Here is an 18217-nt window from a genome sequence, read left to right as displayed (position 1 = left end):
TTTTAAATGAAAATTAAATCTCGATAACGTGTGCTTTTTCTTAAAATGAAGAAATTCCACATCCTTGTTATATGTATATCAGATTGGAGTGTTTATTATTAACTGGTCAAAAATCGAAAAGGTATTCAGATTATTTTTCCCTGAGTTTTCTAACAAAGTTACTTGGGCTGTTATTATCACTGGGCTTGGCCTCACTTCGTCTTCCATTTTTCAAAACATTCTAAATGAAGTGCTTAAAAAGGAGTTTGATTTTCAAATCCTAGGTGCATATGACTCGTTGGTGGGTATAGTTCTGATAGCTTTGGGGTTAACTCATAATATTCTTTTACAAAGAGAAAAAACAAAAATCGAAGTAAATGGTAAATTTGATAGTGAATCTGAGGGGAAAGTTCTAGCTCGCGAACATGACTTAAAACTATTTCAAAAAATAACTGATGGCTTTGAAGAATACTTTCTAACTGAATATATATCCTCATTAAACGATGACCACTCATACAGCACAAGCGATAAAAGTAGGCTAAGAAATTTTGTTTATTATTCAGAAGAAACTGAATATGACTTTATCAATGCCGATCTTAATAAAAAATTTACTGAGTTTGGTCAATCGTTATCAACAGTTATGAATTGGACTGCAACTCATTTTTTTCATCATCCTTCACATCTCGTTATGGAGAATCAGCGGTATTGTTTATACCCTGAACTTAATCCTGATCGTGGTGGAGAAGAAGATACCTTAGGGAAATATAACGAACATGCAGTTGAAATTATAAATTTAACTGATGACTTATTTGAGAAGTACAAGCAATTTAGAACGAGTGTTAAGTACGAGCTATACATATAACGAATTATGGGACATACAAACCTTTTTTAATTGAGCGCCAAAGCCCACGGCTCTGCACAGGGATGTGCTGTCCAAGCCGGTGCGTTAAAAAGAGATTTATTTAGTAAGATAAAAACGTCTAGGCGAATTGAACGGCAGTTCAGTCTTATGAGCGGGAAAGGCTCTGCCGTCCCTGTATACCGGACTGTGAGTTATGCGACAGCATAGTGTCACGAGCGGGCTAAGCTCTGCGTGACCTGTTTTCTTTTGCTGTTGAAAGAGCATAACTCCCTCGAAGAATAAAAACCATCAGCTCACAAGCGAAGGCTTACAAACCAATCAAATCAGCTAAGTTATACACTCATTAGAGATTCTCGACTAAAGATCTCGAGAATGACAATATGTATTTTCTTTGGCTGTAGAACGAAAGACTAGACACAACGAAAGACTGGATAGCCAAACCTTTTCCAACAATGAAAGTTACAACAAGTGCTAGCAAGCGAAGGCCTACCCACCAGCGTTAGCCGAAAAATCCCAAGCCGGTGAATTGAAATCCAGCGTATTTCTCGCTAATAACCAGCCATAGTACTGTTACTTAATCCTCGTAATATCAATAGTTTGAGGTGACGCGCACAGAGTGTATGAAAATAACTTTGTTTGCTTGCTTTCATAGTAGACTCCGAGTTAAATGGTTCATTATTAAGCATACTTAGAGATTAGTTGCAAGACTGGTTTTTTTTCTGCCGCAGAGTGGCTTCGTTCAACAAATTTCGGCATTCGGACTCGATGCATTTGTCGCGGTTTTAGCTAAAAAAGGCAGCAAAAACAACACCAACTTACTCACCGGTGGTTATCTTTATGAGCACATCTTTTACAAAAATCATTTCGAAACCCTGATATGATAAATTATGGTATTTCTGTTGGAAAACAAAAGCCTGCAAAATAGAATTCTTCAGGGGATAAATAGAAGAATGTTGTTTTCGGACTGCCTCCTGCTGATCTATGCCTTGGAATTATTGAAAAAAATTAGAAGGGACAAAAATGAAAGAAAAAGTAAATCGGTTGGTGGTATTTTTGTTCCTGCTCGTTAGCATCTGTTTTTACCCATCAATGTCACAGGCCGTGCAAACTTCTACTGCGGCAGTCAATATACAATCGCCAATCACAGGCAGTCAGGTAGTGCCCGAATCTGACAGAGATAATTTGTCATTGACGGTTGAAGAACGTTCCTTCCTTGCTGTTCATCCTATTGTCCGAGCCCACAATGAACAGAACTGGATTCCGTTTAATTTCTATCGTGATGGGAAACCCCAGGGATTCAGCATAGATTTAATGAATATTCTGGCAAAAAAGCTTGGCATCAAAATCGAATATATCAGCGGCCCCACCTGGGATGAATTTATGGGAATGTTGAAGAACAAAGAGATAGATATCATAGGGAATATGGTGGAAACCGAGGATCGAAAAGAATTTGCGAATTTTACCCTGCCTACCATTAAAAATCCCCTTAATATTATCAGCAAAACCAATACGCCATTTAGAAATCTCAAAGAACTGGAGGGTCACACAGTATCTATTGTAAAAGGTTTTTGGTATCAAAATTTATTAGAAAAAAATTTCCCGGCTATAAAGCTTAATCTGGTGGATACCAATGTTGATGCGCTAAAAGATGTCGCTTTTGGGACTGCAGACGCCACCATAGATATTGGAGTCGTGATGCAGCATCTCATTCTGGAGTACAACATCCCCAACCTCACGATTTCTGGAGAAACTAAGATTCTAGGGGGAGAAAACTTTTATAATCGTATCGGCGTTCGAAAAGATTGGACACTTCTGGCGAGCTCCTTAGATAAGGCTTTGAAGTCGCTGACATTTCAAGAGAAATATCAGCTGAAAAAAAAATGGCTTACTATGCAATCAACCACGGAAAGTGCGCGTATAACATTAACTGAACAGGAACAGGGCTATCTTAAAATCCATCCGACAGCGTCAATCGCCTTAATAAGTGATTATGCCCCATTCACATATCAGGAGAACGGTGAAGTAAAGGGTTTTGTCAACGATCTGCTACTGCACATTTCTAAAAAAACCGGCCTTAAATTTGTCCAAAAAGTAGATCATTGGGGCAATAACCTTAATAAATTCAAGAAAAAAGAGGTCGATATCATTGCAGACATTTCTTATAAAAAGGAACGGGAATCATTTACCCTTTTTACCACACCTTATTATGAGATCCCCGTGGTTATATTTACCAGAGAGGACTTTAAAAATTTTCAAGGCTTAAAAAGTCTCAAAGGGAAAAAAGTGGGCATTCAGGAGGCTATCTTTTATGAAAAAGAACTTCGCGAAATGGGTGGAATGGAACTTGTCAGTTTTGATAATTATGAAGATCAATCTAAGGCCTTGGCCTATGGAAAAATTGACGCATTAATTCAAAGTCTGTCTGTTATTAATTATCAAGTTCGCAAATATGGTCTTAGCAATATCCGAGTTGCTGGCGAGTTTGAGCTGGAAGGCATAGGAAAAGAAGATTTGCGTTTCGGTGTTAGGACTGACAAAAACATATTATACAATATCCTGCAAAAAGGGCTGGATAGCATCAGTGAGGAGCAGTTGGCTATAATAACAAATCGCTGGCTTAGTACCGACTTGAAGGTAATAGATTCGAAAGAAAATAAACTTTCACTCTCCTCAGCTGAACAGCATTACCTCGAAAATAGAAATGAGATTCTGATGTGTGCCAATCCAAACTGGATGCCATTTGAGTCAATCAGCAAGGCTGGCATCCACGAGGGTATGGCGGCTGAATTTATGAGTATCATCAGTCAGAGAATTGGTAAAAATATCAAGTTGGTGCCAACAAAAAATTTCAGCGAGACCTTGAGTATTTCGAAACAGCATCAGTGTGACATTCTATCTCTGCTGCAGGAAACAACAGAGAGAAAAGAATATCTCAACTTTACTGAGCCCTACCTCCAGACCCCCATTGTTATTGCCACCCGGTACGATGAGCTATTCATCGATGATATAAATAAAATTTTAAATAGAAGATTTACGGGTATTAAAGACTTTGCCTATATAAACAAACTGAAGAATAAGTATCCTGGTATCATTATTGATGAAGTTTCCTCTGTCGAAGAGGGTCTTAAAAAAGTTCGTTCGGGCGAGGCCTATGGCTTTCTATTTTCCCTGGCAGCCATCCGCTATAAAATTCAACAATCAAGAATAACTGACATTAAGATCGCAGGTAAGTTTGATCTGAATAATGATCTGTCTGTCGCAGTGCGCAATGATGACACGATGTTATTTTCTATTATGCAGAAAGCGGTTGGGTCTTTAACAGACACAGAAAGACAAAATATCTATAATAAGTGGGTTTCCATCGTCTTTGAAAAAACCTTCGATTACGCCCTGCTTTGGAAAATATTGGCGATCTTTCTTGCGGTTCTGCTGGGTATTTTCTATTGGAATCGCAGATTGACAATGATGAATCGGGCCATCCATAAAGCCAATATGGCCAAAAGTGAGTTTCTGGCCAATATGAGTCATGAGATTCGAACACCCATGAATGCCATTATTGGCTTATCTGAGCTATCCCTTAATCAGGATATGACTCCCCAATTGAGAGATTATCTTTCAAAAATACATTCTTCTGGCAATTCTTTATTGGGAATAATTAACGGTATTCTCGATTTTTCAAAAATCGAGGCAGGGAAACTCGATCTGGAAAATATTGAATTTTCTTTGCTTGATGTTCTGGATAATATCTCCAATACCTTTTATTTCACTCTGGCCGAAAAAAATATTGAGTTGATTACCTCCATTGATCCTGATGTGCCCTGGCATCTTGTCGGTGATCCTCTACGAACAGGCCAGATATTCACCAATTTGATTAACAATGCCATCAAATTTACCAACAAGGGCCAGATTACGATTTGTGCTTCTTGCCTGGAAAAGGATGACAAACAGGTGAGATTGCTTTTTTCAGTCGCTGATACAGGTCTAGGGATTCCAAAAGACAGGATTGCCAGCCTGTTTGAGCCCTTTGCCCAGGCCGATGGTTCGACATCAAGAAAACATGGCGGAACAGGTTTAGGCCTATCAATTTGCAAACGATTGGTTGAGGAAATGAATGGCAGGATCTGGATTGAAAGTGAACAGGGAAAAGGAAGTGTTTTTTCTTTTGAGCTTGAGTTTGGCGTCAGTCAAAGTAATGAAGATAACAAATTACTGCTACCTCCTGCGCTGAGAGGCCTGCATGCCCTAGTGGTTGACGATAATCCCGTTACGCTAAAGGTAATAGAAAAGATGCTGATTCATCTAAAATTCAATGTTACTACGACAGAGTCTGGAGAAAAAGCGCTATCGGTACTGGAAAATGCGCTTGGAAATAACACTGTCGACCTGGCTATCATTGACTGGCAGATGGGTGGAATAGATGGCATTGAAACAGCTAAAAAGATAAAAGAAAATCCGTCGATTCCCAAAATGCCAATGGTTTTAATGTCTGGCTCTGATAGGGATGGTTTGCTTGGCCAAAAATCGAAACAGGTTGGCTTTGATTCTTTTGTGTTAAAACCAGTTAACCGCTCAATTTTGGTTGAGACGATACTGACTGTCTTTGGTTACAGGGATGATATCAATAAAAATCTGAAGAGAAAAATTAAAGTAGACTCGGCAAGGTTGGATGCAATCGGGGGTGCAAAAATATTGCTTGTTGATGACAATGAAATTAACCGGCAGGTGGCCAGAGAATTTCTGGAGAATGCGGGATTGTTAGTCACAACAGCGACCAATGGGAGAGAAGCGGTGAACTCAGTGAAAAGCCACGTATTCGACGCAGTGCTTATGGATGTTCAAATGCCTGAAATAGATGGCTATGAAGCCACTCAAAAAATTCGAAGATGGGAAAAAACGCGGGTTGATCTACAGCCTACCGATGGCTCTCCCGTTTTACCCATCATCGCCATGACAGCCCATGCTATGGAAGGCGATAAAGAAAGATGTCTTGCCGCAGGAATGAATGATTATGTCACCAAACCCATTGATACAAGACAATTGTTTGAGGCTCTCAGCAGGTGGATTAAGCCTGGCGATAGGAAAAAAGCTAACATTACAGCCGCCCCTGAAAAAGATGAGACTCACATCCCGAAAGAGATCAGTGGAATTGATATTGTGACAGGACTTCAGCGGGTAGGAGGAAACAAAAAGCTTTATAAATCATTGTTATTGGCTTTTGTTGATATACATTCTCAAACAGTTCAACAGATAAGAAGTGCCTTAGAGAGCAATGAAATCAAAAAAGCAGCGGATCTTGCCCATACATATAAAGGGGTCAGTGGCAATATCGGGGCGACAGCACTATTTTCATTAACAAGCGAATTAGAACAAGTCATTAAGCAGGACTGGCAATCTGAAATCAATGGATTGCTGAACAAGCTTGAGGAAGAAACTAACATCATGACCCATTCCATTGCCCTATTGCTTGGGCGCGAGAAAAAGGTTGGAAATAGAGGGCCGGACTATAACGTGACGTCATCGCCTGTTGATAGTTCTCTTCTTCCAGTTGTCCTGGATTCATTGGCATCCTGCCTGCGGGACAATGATCTTGATGCCATCGATAATGTTAAAAAATTAGCGACTATAATAGGTGCTGACCATCAACAGAGCTTGGAAGAAATTGAGGATCTGGTAAATGATTTACAATTTGAAGAAGCAGCCCTAAAATTGAAAGAGCTGTGCAGTGCACTTGCTCTTTCGACTTAAGGTGTAATTATGCCTGAGAAAGTAAAACAAAAAGTATTAATTGTCGATGATATCAAAGATAATATTAAGGTATTAATCGATCTGCTGAAACCAGAATATAAAACATTTTTTGCGACTAATGGTGAAAAAGCCCTTGAATTAGCTCAAAATATGTCCCCTGATATTATCTTACTGGATATTGTAATGCCAGAAATGGATGGCTTTGAAGTATGCCAGAAATTGAAATCTAACCCCATCACCTGCGATATTCCTGTTATCTTCATATCGGCAATGAGCGATATTGGGGATGAAACAAAGGGCTTAGAAGTCGGTGCGGTGGATTACATTACCAAGCCAATTAGTCCGGCGATCGTTAAAGCCAGGGTGAAAAATCATTTAAAACTTCAGGAAGCCATGCAGGAACTGAAACGACTATACAACACAGCACTTGATTCCAATCCCAATACCGGTCTTCCTGGTAATAACAGTGTTGCAAAACAGATTAAAAGTGCATTGGATACCCAAGAAAATTTGTGCGTTATTTATTCTGATTTGGACAATTTTAAAGCATTCAATGATAAATATGGCTTTGCTTTGGGGGATGAAGTTATCAAGTTTACCTGCCAGGTATTTCAAGATGTTATCGGTGAGCTAAATATCAAGGATGCATTTATCGGTCATATTGGGGGGGACGACTTTGTTCTGATTGTGCCGTCTGACCTGACTCAAACAGTTGCTGAAAAAATCATTCAACGGTTCGATCATGGTGTTATTAAGTTTTATTCCAGCAAAGATGCAGAAATCAAGTGTATCCAGTCTGTTGACCGCCAAGGTGAAAGCCAGATCTTCCCGATAATGTCAATCAGTTTGGCAGGTGTTGATTTGGCACATGGCATCTACAAGGAGTACATGGAAGTGAATGATGTCTGTGCGACCACCAAAAAAATAGCGAAATCAATGCCAGGGAGTAGCTTTTTTTTAAACAGACGAGATAAATGAGTCTGTTGATTTACTGGAATTTTGGTTAGAGAACAACAAAAGATGGGACCCCCAAACCTTTTTTTGAATACCGTACTGGTTATCTGTAAGCTTTCGCTTGTTGTTTTCATCGACAAATAAACTACTCCTCAGCGTCATTCTCGATATCTTTAGTCGAGAATCTTTAATGAGTTTGTAACCTAGCCGATTTGATTGGTTTGCAGGCTTTCGCTTGCAAGCTGATATTTTAGCTTTCGTCGTTGGTCTTCCGCCCTTGACGGCGTGTTACTTTTCTCTCAACAGCAAGAGAAAAGTAACCAAAAGAGTGCCGTCCGGGACGTTTTTTTATCTTACTAAATAAATTTCTTTTTAACGCACCAGTCCGGACAGCATCCATGTGCAGAGCCGAACTTAGTGGAAACATCCATGTTTCCACTTGCTAAAGAGATTGATTGAGCAAGAAAAACGTACGGAAATTGCCTAGCCGCATTAGTTTAGTGCTTTAGAAACAAAAAGCTTTGGTTGTCCCATCTGTATTTTAGCTTTCACTTGTTGTTTTAATCGACAAATAAACTACTACTCATCGTCATTCTCGAGATCTTTAGTCGAGAATCTTTAATGAGTTTGTAACCTAGCTGATGTGATTGGTTTTCAGGCTTTCGCTTGTAGTTGTTGGTATTCCGCCTGTGACGGCGTGACACTTTCACTCGTTCCCATGCGCTGCTTGGAAATGTAGAATATACATAGCCGATTTGATTGGTTTGCAGGCTTTCGCTCTAAGCATTTGTTGTAGTCTTTATCGTTGGTCTTCCGCCCTTGACGGCGTGTTACTTTTTCTCAACAGCAAGAAAAAGTAACCAAAAAGTGCCGTCCGGGACATTTTTTTATCTTACTAAATAAATCTCTTCTTAACGTACCAGTCCGGACAGCACATCCATGTGCAGAGCCGAAATTAGTGGAAACATCCATGTTTCCACTTGCTAAAGAAATTGATTGAGCAAGAAAAACGTACGGAAATTTCCGTAGCCGCATTGGTTCGGTGAACCTAGTATTTTGAATTCACAACAAAAAAGTGAGTGTCCAAGCTTTCCCGCCTTTCCACAATCGCTAAATCCCATCAAAAAATTAAAGCAACGATTCAAAGAACTCTGGGCACAGTTAGATACCCTAGAATCAACTAAGAAGATCGTCACTGGATCTCTTGGGCAAAGAGAGGTTATCGATACTGGTATGTTTACTAGTTGGAAAGTAAAAGTCAAAAACCTTCTTGTTATAGCATGCGGTGAAAATTCACAGCACTTCAAGGCATTTATAGAAGGTGAAAAACCCAGTTCAATGGAATCAGAATATAGTATCAAAAAACGCTTAGGAGCTATTTTCGAAGCTGCAAAAGAAGATTTTGAAGGCGGTTATTTAGTCTCATTGAAACAACTAGTTCAGGCCGAATTTTTTGAAAGTGAGTTAGAACAAGCTGAAGAATTATTAAACAACAAAAGATGGGACATCCAAATCTTTTTTAATTGAGAGTCCAAACTCACGCATATAAGAGCTAAAGACTGGACAGCAAACTTTTTTAATTGAAAGCTAAAGCCCACACCTCTTCAAGCATATAACCCGACTGTAGCGGCTAGGCAATTTCCGTACGTTTTTCTTGTGCTGAACAAACACTTTAGCAAGAGAAAACATGGATGTTTTCTCTAACCTCAGCCAGTACAGGGATGTAATGTCTGAGGTGGTGCGTAAAAAAGTGGTTGGGCAGTGCAAGAATAAAAAACGTGTCGGAACGGCATTCTTTTGGTTACTTTTCTTTTGCTGTTGAAAGAAAAGTAACACGCCGTCAAGGGCGGAACTCCCTCGAAGAATAAAAACCATCAGCTAGCAAGCGAAAGCCTACCAACCAGCGTCAGCAGCAAAAGCGGAATTAGTGAAACATAACAAATAAAATAACGAAAAATAGAATAGCCAAAGGCCACATACTTATACCCTTTGCATAAGTATGTTCGATAGTAATGCACGCCTTAAAGCTTAATATGTTGCTTAAATATGGATAAAAACTCATCCTTACGATGGCTTACTAATAACATTGTACTGTGTTTTTGTGTTGCTAAATGCTCTAAAAAGTTAAGTACTCTATGCCTATTAAGTTCATCTAAACCTTGGGTTGGCTCATCTAAAATTAATAAATAAGGCGATTTAACTAACGCTCGCGCAATTAATGCGAGCCGTTGTTCACCATAGCTTAAGCTTTGAAATAAACTCTTTTGGTGTGTTAATAACCCTATTTTATCTAACCACTGGCGAGCAATATTTATCTGGTATGGTGTTGTTTGTTGGTAAACACCAATAGAGTCATAAAACCCTGAAAGAACAACCGTTAATAGGTCACCATTTACTCTGTATTGTCGATGGAGTTCTGAGCTCACAATACCCATCTGTTTTTTAATTTCCCAAATAGCCTCACCGGAACCGCGTTTATATCCAAGTACATGAATATCGTTGCTATAACATTGTGGGCAATCCCCTGTAATTAACTGCATTAGGGTTGATTTTCCACTGCCGTTAGCACCAGTTATCAAAGTATGCTGCAAGGGTTTTATTTCAACATCTAAGTTTTCAAAAACATTGACACCATTATAATGAACAGTGCCTTTAGAAAGCTTAACTAAATATGGATGCTTATAATCTGATAATTCTTGCATATTTTCTGGCCAACTGGTTTTATCAGTTGCAGGACTTAATAAAGCATCCAATTGATTTTTAGTGTCAATATTGTCCAATTTACCAATCACATCAAATCGACCTCGTTCAATAAAGGCAATATTGTGACACCAAACAGGGATATCTTGTCGGTTACTTAACATCAGCAATACAGTCACACCTGTCTTAGATAAGCGCTCTAAGGCAATGGACAATGCTTCACATGATTCGCTATCTAAGCTGTCAAAAGGATTATCGCAGACTAAAAGCTCAATGCCGCTAAAGATGGCTTGTAGAATTAAAAGCTTTCTACTTTCACCTGTGCTTAATTGAATATACCTTGTTTCAAGTCGGTGGCTTAAACCAAATTCATTAATAAGTGGATCATTCAATCTATCTTTTGGGAGAAAGTTTTTTGCTTTAGTGCCCACATCGTCTGCATCGATATCATCTGGTGCTTCTAGTTTAAGCGTCTGCTCATAGGTATCTTGCTGCATTTCAAATGAAATGATCCCTACTTTCTCTTTATCAGGTGATTGTAATTGTTCAAAACTCGTTGGCTCTAGCGCGCCGGTTAAAAGCTGATTCAGATACTGCTTTCCAGAGCCATTACGGCCTAATACACACCAATTTTCATTTTCACGTAGTTGCCAGTTTTTGATGGTTAACTTGTTATGCTCAAAATTTACAATATTTATCATAGCGTATTCAGTTTCTTTTAAAGGGGGTTATTTGTTTTCTTTGGTATCTTATATCAAACTATTTGATTGAGGAAGACTGGACAACTATGGACGCACCACACCCAAGGAAAATATGACCACCAGCGCCTGAAAATAAGAAAATTAATTAGCTAAGATTCGGATATTTTCTCCTTATAAAATATCCCCTGTTTTTATCTTCACAAAAAAGAGAAAAGCTCCCCTTTAATCGGGTGTCCTTACTTTTTAAATTCAAAATCTTGATGTAAGCATCATTAAAAATATCAGCTATTATGTAGGATAGCCAATGACCAAATTCCTTAAATAAAAGGAGTTTTTACTGTTTTCTAGTTTTTGTTATTTAAGAGAGATATTATGAAACACGCAAACGCTTACCAACCTTTTTTTCTGTCCAGCCTTCAAAGAGTCCATACCCTTACTTTAAATGATCTGAAATGGACGGCATTTGAAGCACATGATTTTTTAGGTGATGGAGAAGACTGGGCATTAGTGATAGAAAATATGTTATTAGAAAAAAATCCAGAAATATTAAAAAAAATAAAATTTGGCAAAGAGAGGGATATGTTTTGTATTAGCAGTGAAGATAAAGATGCACTGCATGAAATTGCTGAAATGGTTGCTGAATTTTATGAAGATCGCGCCCTATTAGAGGAACAAATTGAAAAATATGCCAAGTACTAATTTGAACCCGGCAGATTTTAGGAGCACTCACTTAGAAAATTAATATTTTAAGATATAATAACAATAATACTGAGTAAAGGCCTGGCCTCACTAGAATCTACTTGTTATCAGCCGCGCAAAAAAAAAATTAAAATAACTTTTCCAGGTGCATTTTAACGAGAATTTAATCCTTTTAGTGAATGATTAAATCCTCGTTTTAATTCTCATTTAAATTAAGTGTTTTAAGATATGAAGGGAGCGCTTGCTTTATTTAATAACCAGCAGGCCTGTATCTGCACATCTCCATCGAAGCTCAACTGTGTGGAATTCTTATCGGTAAACACACGCGCTGACATTACCGCTTCCCCCTCATTAATAAAAACCTCTAATGACGAAGTATCAGAGAATATGTGCAGCTGAACCGAATCAGATTCGGCCAAAGACATTTCACGCACGGTATCTCCTTCGCGTATCAGGGTATTACTGCGATCAATATATAATCGACGCGATGCTGAATCTAGACGAATTTCACAATAACCGGACTCAGACTGGTGTAAACGTAAAACACTGCCCCACTGCATTGAAACTTGCAGCTCAAATGCTTTACTGTGCAAATCAAAAGAAGTTTCATCTTTCGATAGCACAATCGGCGTATGACGAAGCGTTGCCAACTCTTTAATGGGTTTTTGGATTAACGCACCATTGTCATAGGATAATTCCCGCATTGTGGTTAATTGATGTACCCAACCATTGTCGGCGCTCGGATGATCGATTTCATCGGGCAACCCCATCCAGGCACACATAATTCTTCGCCCGTCGGGGGTCTCTAATGATTGCGGGGCATAAAAATCAAAACCATAATCTAAAGGTTGAAAATCAGATAACAGGGCTTTGCCGCTTGTCTCCAGTTGCGCTTTGACAATACCGTTGTGATGCGGGGCGGTATGGCTCTTATCAGGCGATCTAATGCCCTGCGGGCCAATAACAATAAAGTCTTGCTGGTTTAAGGTGAAAAAATCAGGGCATTCCCACATATAACCAAAATCACCCAACTCGTCACCACACAGGGCAATAAATGTCCAGGTTTTGAGATCCTCCGAGTGGTAAATCGCTAAACGGCCAATTTCATCTTCACGCTGTACACCCAGCAACATTAACCAACGGTCATTATGACGGATAACTTTGGGATCGCGGCAATGCGGTGTCACCCCCGGTGGCAATTCAGGCACAACCGGGCCCTGTTTAGTAAAGTGAATACCATCCGTTGAAGTGGCCAAACATTGGGTGGTGTGTCTGTCTCGCTGCTCACCAATACGCACATTGCCGGTATAAAACAACATTAACAGATCATCCTGACTAATCGCGTGACCTGAAAAAACACCGTAGCTGTCAAACCAGTCCGAGGGCGTTAAAGCAACTGGTTGCCACTGCCAGTTCACTAAATCTTTGCTGGTTAAATGCGCCCAATACTTATCTTTGTGTACACAAGTATAGGGGTACCACTGATAAAAAAGGTGATATTGTCCTTGGTGATAAATAAAACCATTCGGATCGTTTAACAAACCTTGTGGGGGCGAGATATGCCAGTCGGGACGAAACTCACATTCAACGGGCGCTGTATAAGGCGTAATGTCCTGCCGCTGTTGATCACTGATTAGCTGGCCAATCTCTAATAGTTGCGCCCCAAATTCATCTTTATTTTCAATAACAGTTTGCTGATAAGTCACCTGCTTTAGAGTTAAATTATAAGCTTGTTGTTTTGCCTCTGCAGATAACAATTCAAACTCATGAATCTCAATAATAATACGCGAATCAGGGATAAGAACACGCTGGATATTATGAATACCACCACAGTCTTTAATAATTGAGAATAACGACATATAACACCTGTATTAATTCATAAAAAGTATAAATATAAATGGGAACGTTTGCAGAATATAAAAATAAAGGCATATTTGCAATAAGATGATTTTTTATTTAAACAAAAAAATCTTTGATTGCTGTTTATACAAACCCGCAATAAACGAACTAAGACGTTTTATTTTCTGACAAGTAACAACTTTCCCGATCGATAATTTCAAAGCTCATCACCAGTTTACTGACGCTTGACTGTTTATTTTCAATTAAATCCAACAACATATTAGCTGACTTTTCTCCTGTTAAATCAAATGCATAAGAAAATGTTGATAAGCTTGGGGTAGATACTTGACTTAACTCGTCATTACCCACTCCCAGTACTTTAATCTCTTTCCCCGGCACTTTACCCGATTCAGAGATTGCCTTCATTGCCCCTATTGCGATTCTGTCTGTCGCACAAAACAAACCGTCTAATTGTGGCCAATCAATTAATAGCTGTTTAGTCTGCTGGTAACCAGATTCAATTGAAAACGCGCCACGGCTGTGAAAAAGTGGCGAGATCTGCTTTGTATGCTGCAATGCTTGTCTCAATCCTTCAAAACGGCACTGGTCCACAGCAATATCCTGACTGTTGACCCCAATAAAACCAATATTTGATGCGCCCGCGCCAAACAGTCTCTGCCCTGCGCTGAAACCAACACTCAGATCATCGTAAATGACACTGGGAATATTAAACAGAGATCCGTCCTGCCCGATTAATACCACGGGGGCTTTAGATTGTTTGATCGCATCAACCAATGCCGAATCTAAATGGGTTGCGTAAAGTAATATTCCTTCAACACGTTTTTGATTAAAACGCTTTATATATTCAATCTCTTGTGCGTGATTTTGCTGACTGTTTGCCAATAAAACGTACTTACCCGCTTGATCAATAATCGAACTTAGACCATCAAGGCCTTTCGCAGTCGCATTTGAATACATACGCGGGACTATCACGCCAATAAGATTGGTTTTCTGAGATTGCAGATCCCTGGCAACTTGATTTGCGATATAACCGCACGCGTCGATTGCTTTCTGAACCTTTTCTTTGGTGCTCGCTTTCACACCGGACTCATTATTAATCACGCGAGAAACGGTCGATTTTGATACCCCGGATAATTTTGCTACGTCATGCAGGCCTGTCATGGCTTGTTTCCTATAATTTGGGATCGTTTGCAGGTATGTTAACAAAAAATAAGAAGTTAAGCGTAACAAGTAGCTTTTTTGATTGCTTTTTAAGCAAAAATAATGACATTCATCACACTTACAAGCTGTATCACTTGAATAAAGCGTATGGCTGCCTGAATATGCGTTTAGCAAACGTTCCCAAAAAACAATTAATAACCTTTTGTAAGTAGCATGACTATTACAGAAATGATCATACGGAGTATAAAGATGAATTACCCTAAAGTTGCAAGCCAGCTAATAGAAATGCTTGGCGGTAAAGATAATATTAAAGCACTGGCGCATTGTGCTACGCGTTTACGTCTTGCGATTAACGACGAATCCCTGATTAATGAACAAGGCATTGGCGAACTTGAAGGTGTTAAAGGCCAGTTTAAGGTCGCAGGTCAATACCAAATCATTTTTGGTTCCGGCATCGTTAACCAGGTTTATACGCAGATGACAAAACTGACTGGTATAGATGAGATGAGCACCAAGGATGTTGCCTCTGCAGGTGCCGAGAAACAAAATATTATCCAACAAGCGGTTAAAGGCTTGTCAGATATATTTGTCCCTATTATTCCGGCAATCGTTGCCGGCGGCCTGTTAATGGGTATCTTTAACCTGTTAGTCGCACCGGGATTATTTATTGACGGACTGTCACTGGTTGAAGCGAATCCGGGGTTAGCCGATCTTGCTGCAATGATTAATACCTTTGCTAATGCGCCCTTTGTATACCTTCCTATTCTTATCGCATTTTCTGCCAGTAAAAAGTTTGGTGGCAACCCCTATTTAGGCGCTGCGCTAGGCATGTTGATGGTTCACCCGGACTTACTTAATGGTTGGGGATTCGGTGGTGCAGCGGTTGCCGGTGATATTCCGGTTTGGAATATCCTTGGTTTTGAAATCCAAAAAGTGGGTTATCAGGGGTCTGTATTACCGGTATTAGTCGCAGCCTTTATTCTAGCCAAAATTGAAAATGGCCTGCGCAGATTTATCCCATCGGTGTTAGATAACCTTCTAACTCCCCTGCTTGCTCTCTTTATCACCGGTGTGCTTACCTTTACCATTGTCGGTCCCTTCACCCGTGATCTTGGCTTCCTGCTGGGTGACGGTCTGAACTGGTTATACGATTCTGCAGGTTTCATCGGTGGCGCCCTCTTTGGCTTCATCTACGCTCCCTTTGTCATAACAGGTATGCATCACAGCTTTATCGCGATTGAAATTCAACTGCTTGCTGATATTGCAGTGACGGGCGGTACCTTTATCTTCCCTATTGCAGCAATGTCAAATATTGCCCAAGGCGGTGCTGCATTAGCCGTCGGATTTACAACCAAAGATATCAAAATGAAAGGTATTGCAATGCCATCCGGTGTGACGGCGCTGCTGGGTATTACCGAGCCGGCTCTGTTTGGTGTTAACTTGAAACTTCGCTATCCGTTTATTGCGGCAATTTGTGCAGCAGCCGCTGCAAGTGCATTTATTACACTCTTTAATGTGAAAGCCAGTGCGCTAGGCGCAGCCGGTCTACCGGGCATTATCTCTATTCGTCAAGGCGATGTGACACCTTATGTTATGGGCATGGCGATTTCATTTGCAAGCGCATTTGTGCTAACAGTAATACTCGGTAAACGTGCTGACGCGAAAAATAAAAAACAAGCTGAAGTAATCCAACAAGCGACGGCATAATAGTCATTGGTTAGATATTATTTGAAAAACCAGTAGTGCTTATCAGATACTGGTTTTTCTGTATCAAAAACAGTATTCTCAATAAAATACTGGTTTTTTACGATAATAAAGGAGTGGTTATGAATAAAGTTTGGGTTACCGGCGATGCCGTTGTAGATTTAATTCCAGAGAATGAAAAAAGCTATCTAAAATGCCCCGGTGGTGCGCCGGCTAATGTGGCGGTTGCGGTCTCAAGATTAGGCGGGGATAGCGCCTTTTTTGGCCGTGCCGGTCAAGATCCATTCGGTCAATTTATGAAAGAAACGCTCAATAACGAGGGCGTCAATACTGATTTTATGATCCTTGACCAAGCGCAACGCACCTCTACTGTGGTTGTTGGCCTAAGTGCATCGGGTGAGCGTAGTTTCACCTTTATGGTTAAGCCAAGTGCGGATCAATTTTTACTGCCAACAGATATCCCTGATTTTTCAAAAAATCAGTGGTTACATCTTTGCTCCATTGCACTGGCTAACGAACCGAGTCGCAGCAGCACTTTTTTAGCTGCCCAGAAAATTAAATCTGCAGGCGGATTTATCAGTTTTGATCCCAACCTGCGTGATGAAGTATGGGCTGATCCAAGCGAAATAAAATCAGTAGTATTAAAAGCGGTAGCCATGGCTGATGTGGTTAAATTTTCAGATGATGAACTGCTGTTTTTAACCGATACAAAGTCAATCGACGCAGGCTTGGAGGCAATCAAAAAATTTCAAAATCCCCTGGTGCTTATTACGCAAGGTGCAAAAGGCGCATTAGTTATTACTCAGGGCAACCAAGAGCTCATTGCAGGTAAAGCGGTTAAACCAATAGATACGACCGGCGCAGGAGATGCTTTTGTGGGTGGATTAATCACTTATCTTGCGCAAAGCAGCAACTGGCGTGATATTGAGCACATTCGCCATGCAGTACAATGGGCAAATGGCTGTGGTGCTTTAGCCACGACCCAAAAAGGCGCAATGACCGCCCTGCCTTTAAAAGATCAACTGACACAATACGTGGCCAATTTGTAATCCGTTTTTAAGCAAGTTACTTTGTGATAAAACCAACCTTACTTTCTAGACATAAGCGGTTTAAGCTGGTGAATAGTCGCAATAAGCACGGCTTATAAGCCTCTAATAAGGATAAGATAAATTGTCATCGACCAAAGCCGGATTTAAACGTTTAGACAACCTCACAAAGTGGATTAAATACGTGCTTTATGCGCAGATTTTGCTCGCTGTTTTAGCCATTATATTTCAGTTTATAGAGTATCAATTATTATCCGCTTTCCAGCAGGGGCTTTATGCCTCGCTAGCGAATGCTTATGGCGATGCTGAGCTGGCGATTGAGATACTCCAAACCATAGGCATTGCGTCCTTGATTGCCTTTATTGCTTCGGCACTGTTAATTCTACAGTGGATTTATAGGGCCAATGATAATGCCCGCCGACTTAATGCGCAGAATATGCACTATACACCGGCTTGGTCTATCGCTTATTACTTTATTCCTGTGTTTAATCTATGGAAACCCTATCAGGCAATGAAAGAAATTTGGCTGGCCAGTAGAAATCTCGTTGATGGAGATTTGTCAAAAAGCAGTCTCATTCTGCCACTTTGGTGGACGCTGTGGCTTGCCTCTAATCTCTTAGGTCAAGCTGTTTTCCGCTTATCGGCCAGTGCAGAAAAACTGCCTGAATTAATAAATCTTAATTTTATCTCACAAGCTTCTAATCTCATCGATATCCTGCTGGCGATAGTGACTTATACTATGATAAAGGCTATTTATAGAATGCAAAGCAGCCACAAATAATAAGCAGATTAAAGCGCCAGCCTTC

Annotated in this window: 12 protein-coding genes; 8 read left to right on the top strand and 4 right to left on the bottom strand. The window is 40.0% G+C overall.

All coding sequences use genetic code 11. The annotated features are described in order from the left end of the window. The first annotated feature begins 88 nt into the window (after positions 1–88). The 3 genes from PING_RS05220 (at position 89) to PING_RS05210 (ending at position 7564) form a co-directional block, all read left to right on the top strand. Positions 89–841 (top strand): hypothetical protein, encoded by a 753-nt coding sequence (locus PING_RS05220; RefSeq protein ID WP_011769383.1) that lies wholly within the window; start codon positions 89–91, stop codon positions 839–841. 1020 nt (positions 842–1861) lie between these two features. Next, entirely contained in the window at positions 1862–6586 is a 4725-nt protein-coding gene (locus tag PING_RS19380) for a transporter substrate-binding domain-containing protein (RefSeq protein ID WP_011769382.1), read from the top strand. A gap of 9 nt (positions 6587–6595) precedes the next feature. Then, the gene (locus tag PING_RS05210) at positions 6596–7564 is read left to right on the top strand and encodes a GGDEF domain-containing response regulator (protein ID WP_011769381.1); all 969 of its coding nucleotides are present in this window, start codon (positions 6596–6598) and stop codon (positions 7562–7564) included. A 226-nt stretch (positions 7565–7790) separates the two neighbouring features. Here PING_RS05210 and PING_RS20445 read toward each other — a convergent pair whose 3' ends face one another. Then, the gene (locus PING_RS20445; RefSeq protein WP_157035306.1) at positions 7791–7967 is read right to left on the bottom strand and encodes a hypothetical protein; all 177 of its coding nucleotides are present in this window, start codon (positions 7965–7967) and stop codon (positions 7791–7793) included. Positions 7968–8596: 629 nt separating this feature from the next. On the opposite strand from PING_RS20445, the gene PING_RS05205 reads away from it, so the two are divergent. Beyond that, the gene (locus PING_RS05205; RefSeq protein WP_011769380.1) at positions 8597–9067 is read left to right on the top strand and encodes a hypothetical protein; all 471 of its coding nucleotides are present in this window, start codon (positions 8597–8599) and stop codon (positions 9065–9067) included. Positions 9068–9561: 494 nt separating this feature from the next. Here PING_RS05205 and PING_RS05200 read toward each other — a convergent pair whose 3' ends face one another. Continuing rightward, on the bottom strand, positions 9562–10941 hold the full coding sequence (locus tag PING_RS05200; RefSeq protein WP_011769379.1) for an ATP-binding cassette domain-containing protein: 1380 nt from the start codon (positions 10939–10941) through the stop codon (positions 9562–9564). A gap of 372 nt (positions 10942–11313) precedes the next feature. Here PING_RS05200 and PING_RS05195 point away from each other — a divergent pair, with 372 nt between their 5' ends. Continuing rightward, the gene (locus PING_RS05195) at positions 11314–11640 is read left to right on the top strand and encodes an immunity 51 family protein (RefSeq protein WP_011769378.1); all 327 of its coding nucleotides are present in this window, start codon (positions 11314–11316) and stop codon (positions 11638–11640) included. 221 nt (positions 11641–11861) lie between these two features. On the opposite strand, the gene PING_RS05190 is transcribed toward PING_RS05195, so the two are convergent. Further along, complete coding sequence (locus PING_RS05190) at positions 11862–13499, bottom strand: glycoside hydrolase family 32 protein (protein ID WP_011769377.1); 1638 nt, start codon at positions 13497–13499, stop codon at positions 11862–11864. 148 nt (positions 13500–13647) lie between these two features. Next, the gene (locus tag PING_RS05185) at positions 13648–14661 is read right to left on the bottom strand and encodes a LacI family DNA-binding transcriptional regulator (protein WP_011769376.1); all 1014 of its coding nucleotides are present in this window, start codon (positions 14659–14661) and stop codon (positions 13648–13650) included. A gap of 249 nt (positions 14662–14910) precedes the next feature. On the opposite strand from PING_RS05185, the gene PING_RS05180 reads away from it, so the two are divergent. From PING_RS05180 to PING_RS05170, 3 genes are all read left to right on the top strand, one after another. Continuing rightward, entirely contained in the window at positions 14911–16368 is a 1458-nt protein-coding gene (locus PING_RS05180) for a sucrose-specific PTS transporter subunit IIBC (RefSeq protein ID WP_011769375.1), read from the top strand. Positions 16369–16487: 119 nt separating this feature from the next. Continuing rightward, entirely contained in the window at positions 16488–17414 is a 927-nt protein-coding gene (locus PING_RS05175; protein ID WP_011769374.1) for an aminoimidazole riboside kinase, read from the top strand. 121 nt (positions 17415–17535) lie between these two features. Beyond that, positions 17536–18192 carry a DUF4328 domain-containing protein gene (locus tag PING_RS05170; protein WP_011769373.1) on the top strand — a complete coding sequence of 219 codons (657 nt, stop codon included), beginning with the start codon at positions 17536–17538 and terminating at the stop codon, positions 18190–18192. The last annotated feature ends 25 nt before the right edge of the window (positions 18193–18217 follow it).

Origin of the sequence: Psychromonas ingrahamii 37 (assembly GCF_000015285.1) — a bacterium.
Classification (GTDB): Bacteria; Pseudomonadota; Gammaproteobacteria; order Enterobacterales; family Psychromonadaceae; genus Psychromonas; species Psychromonas ingrahamii.
This window is presented reverse-complemented; position numbering and strand designations above follow the sequence as displayed.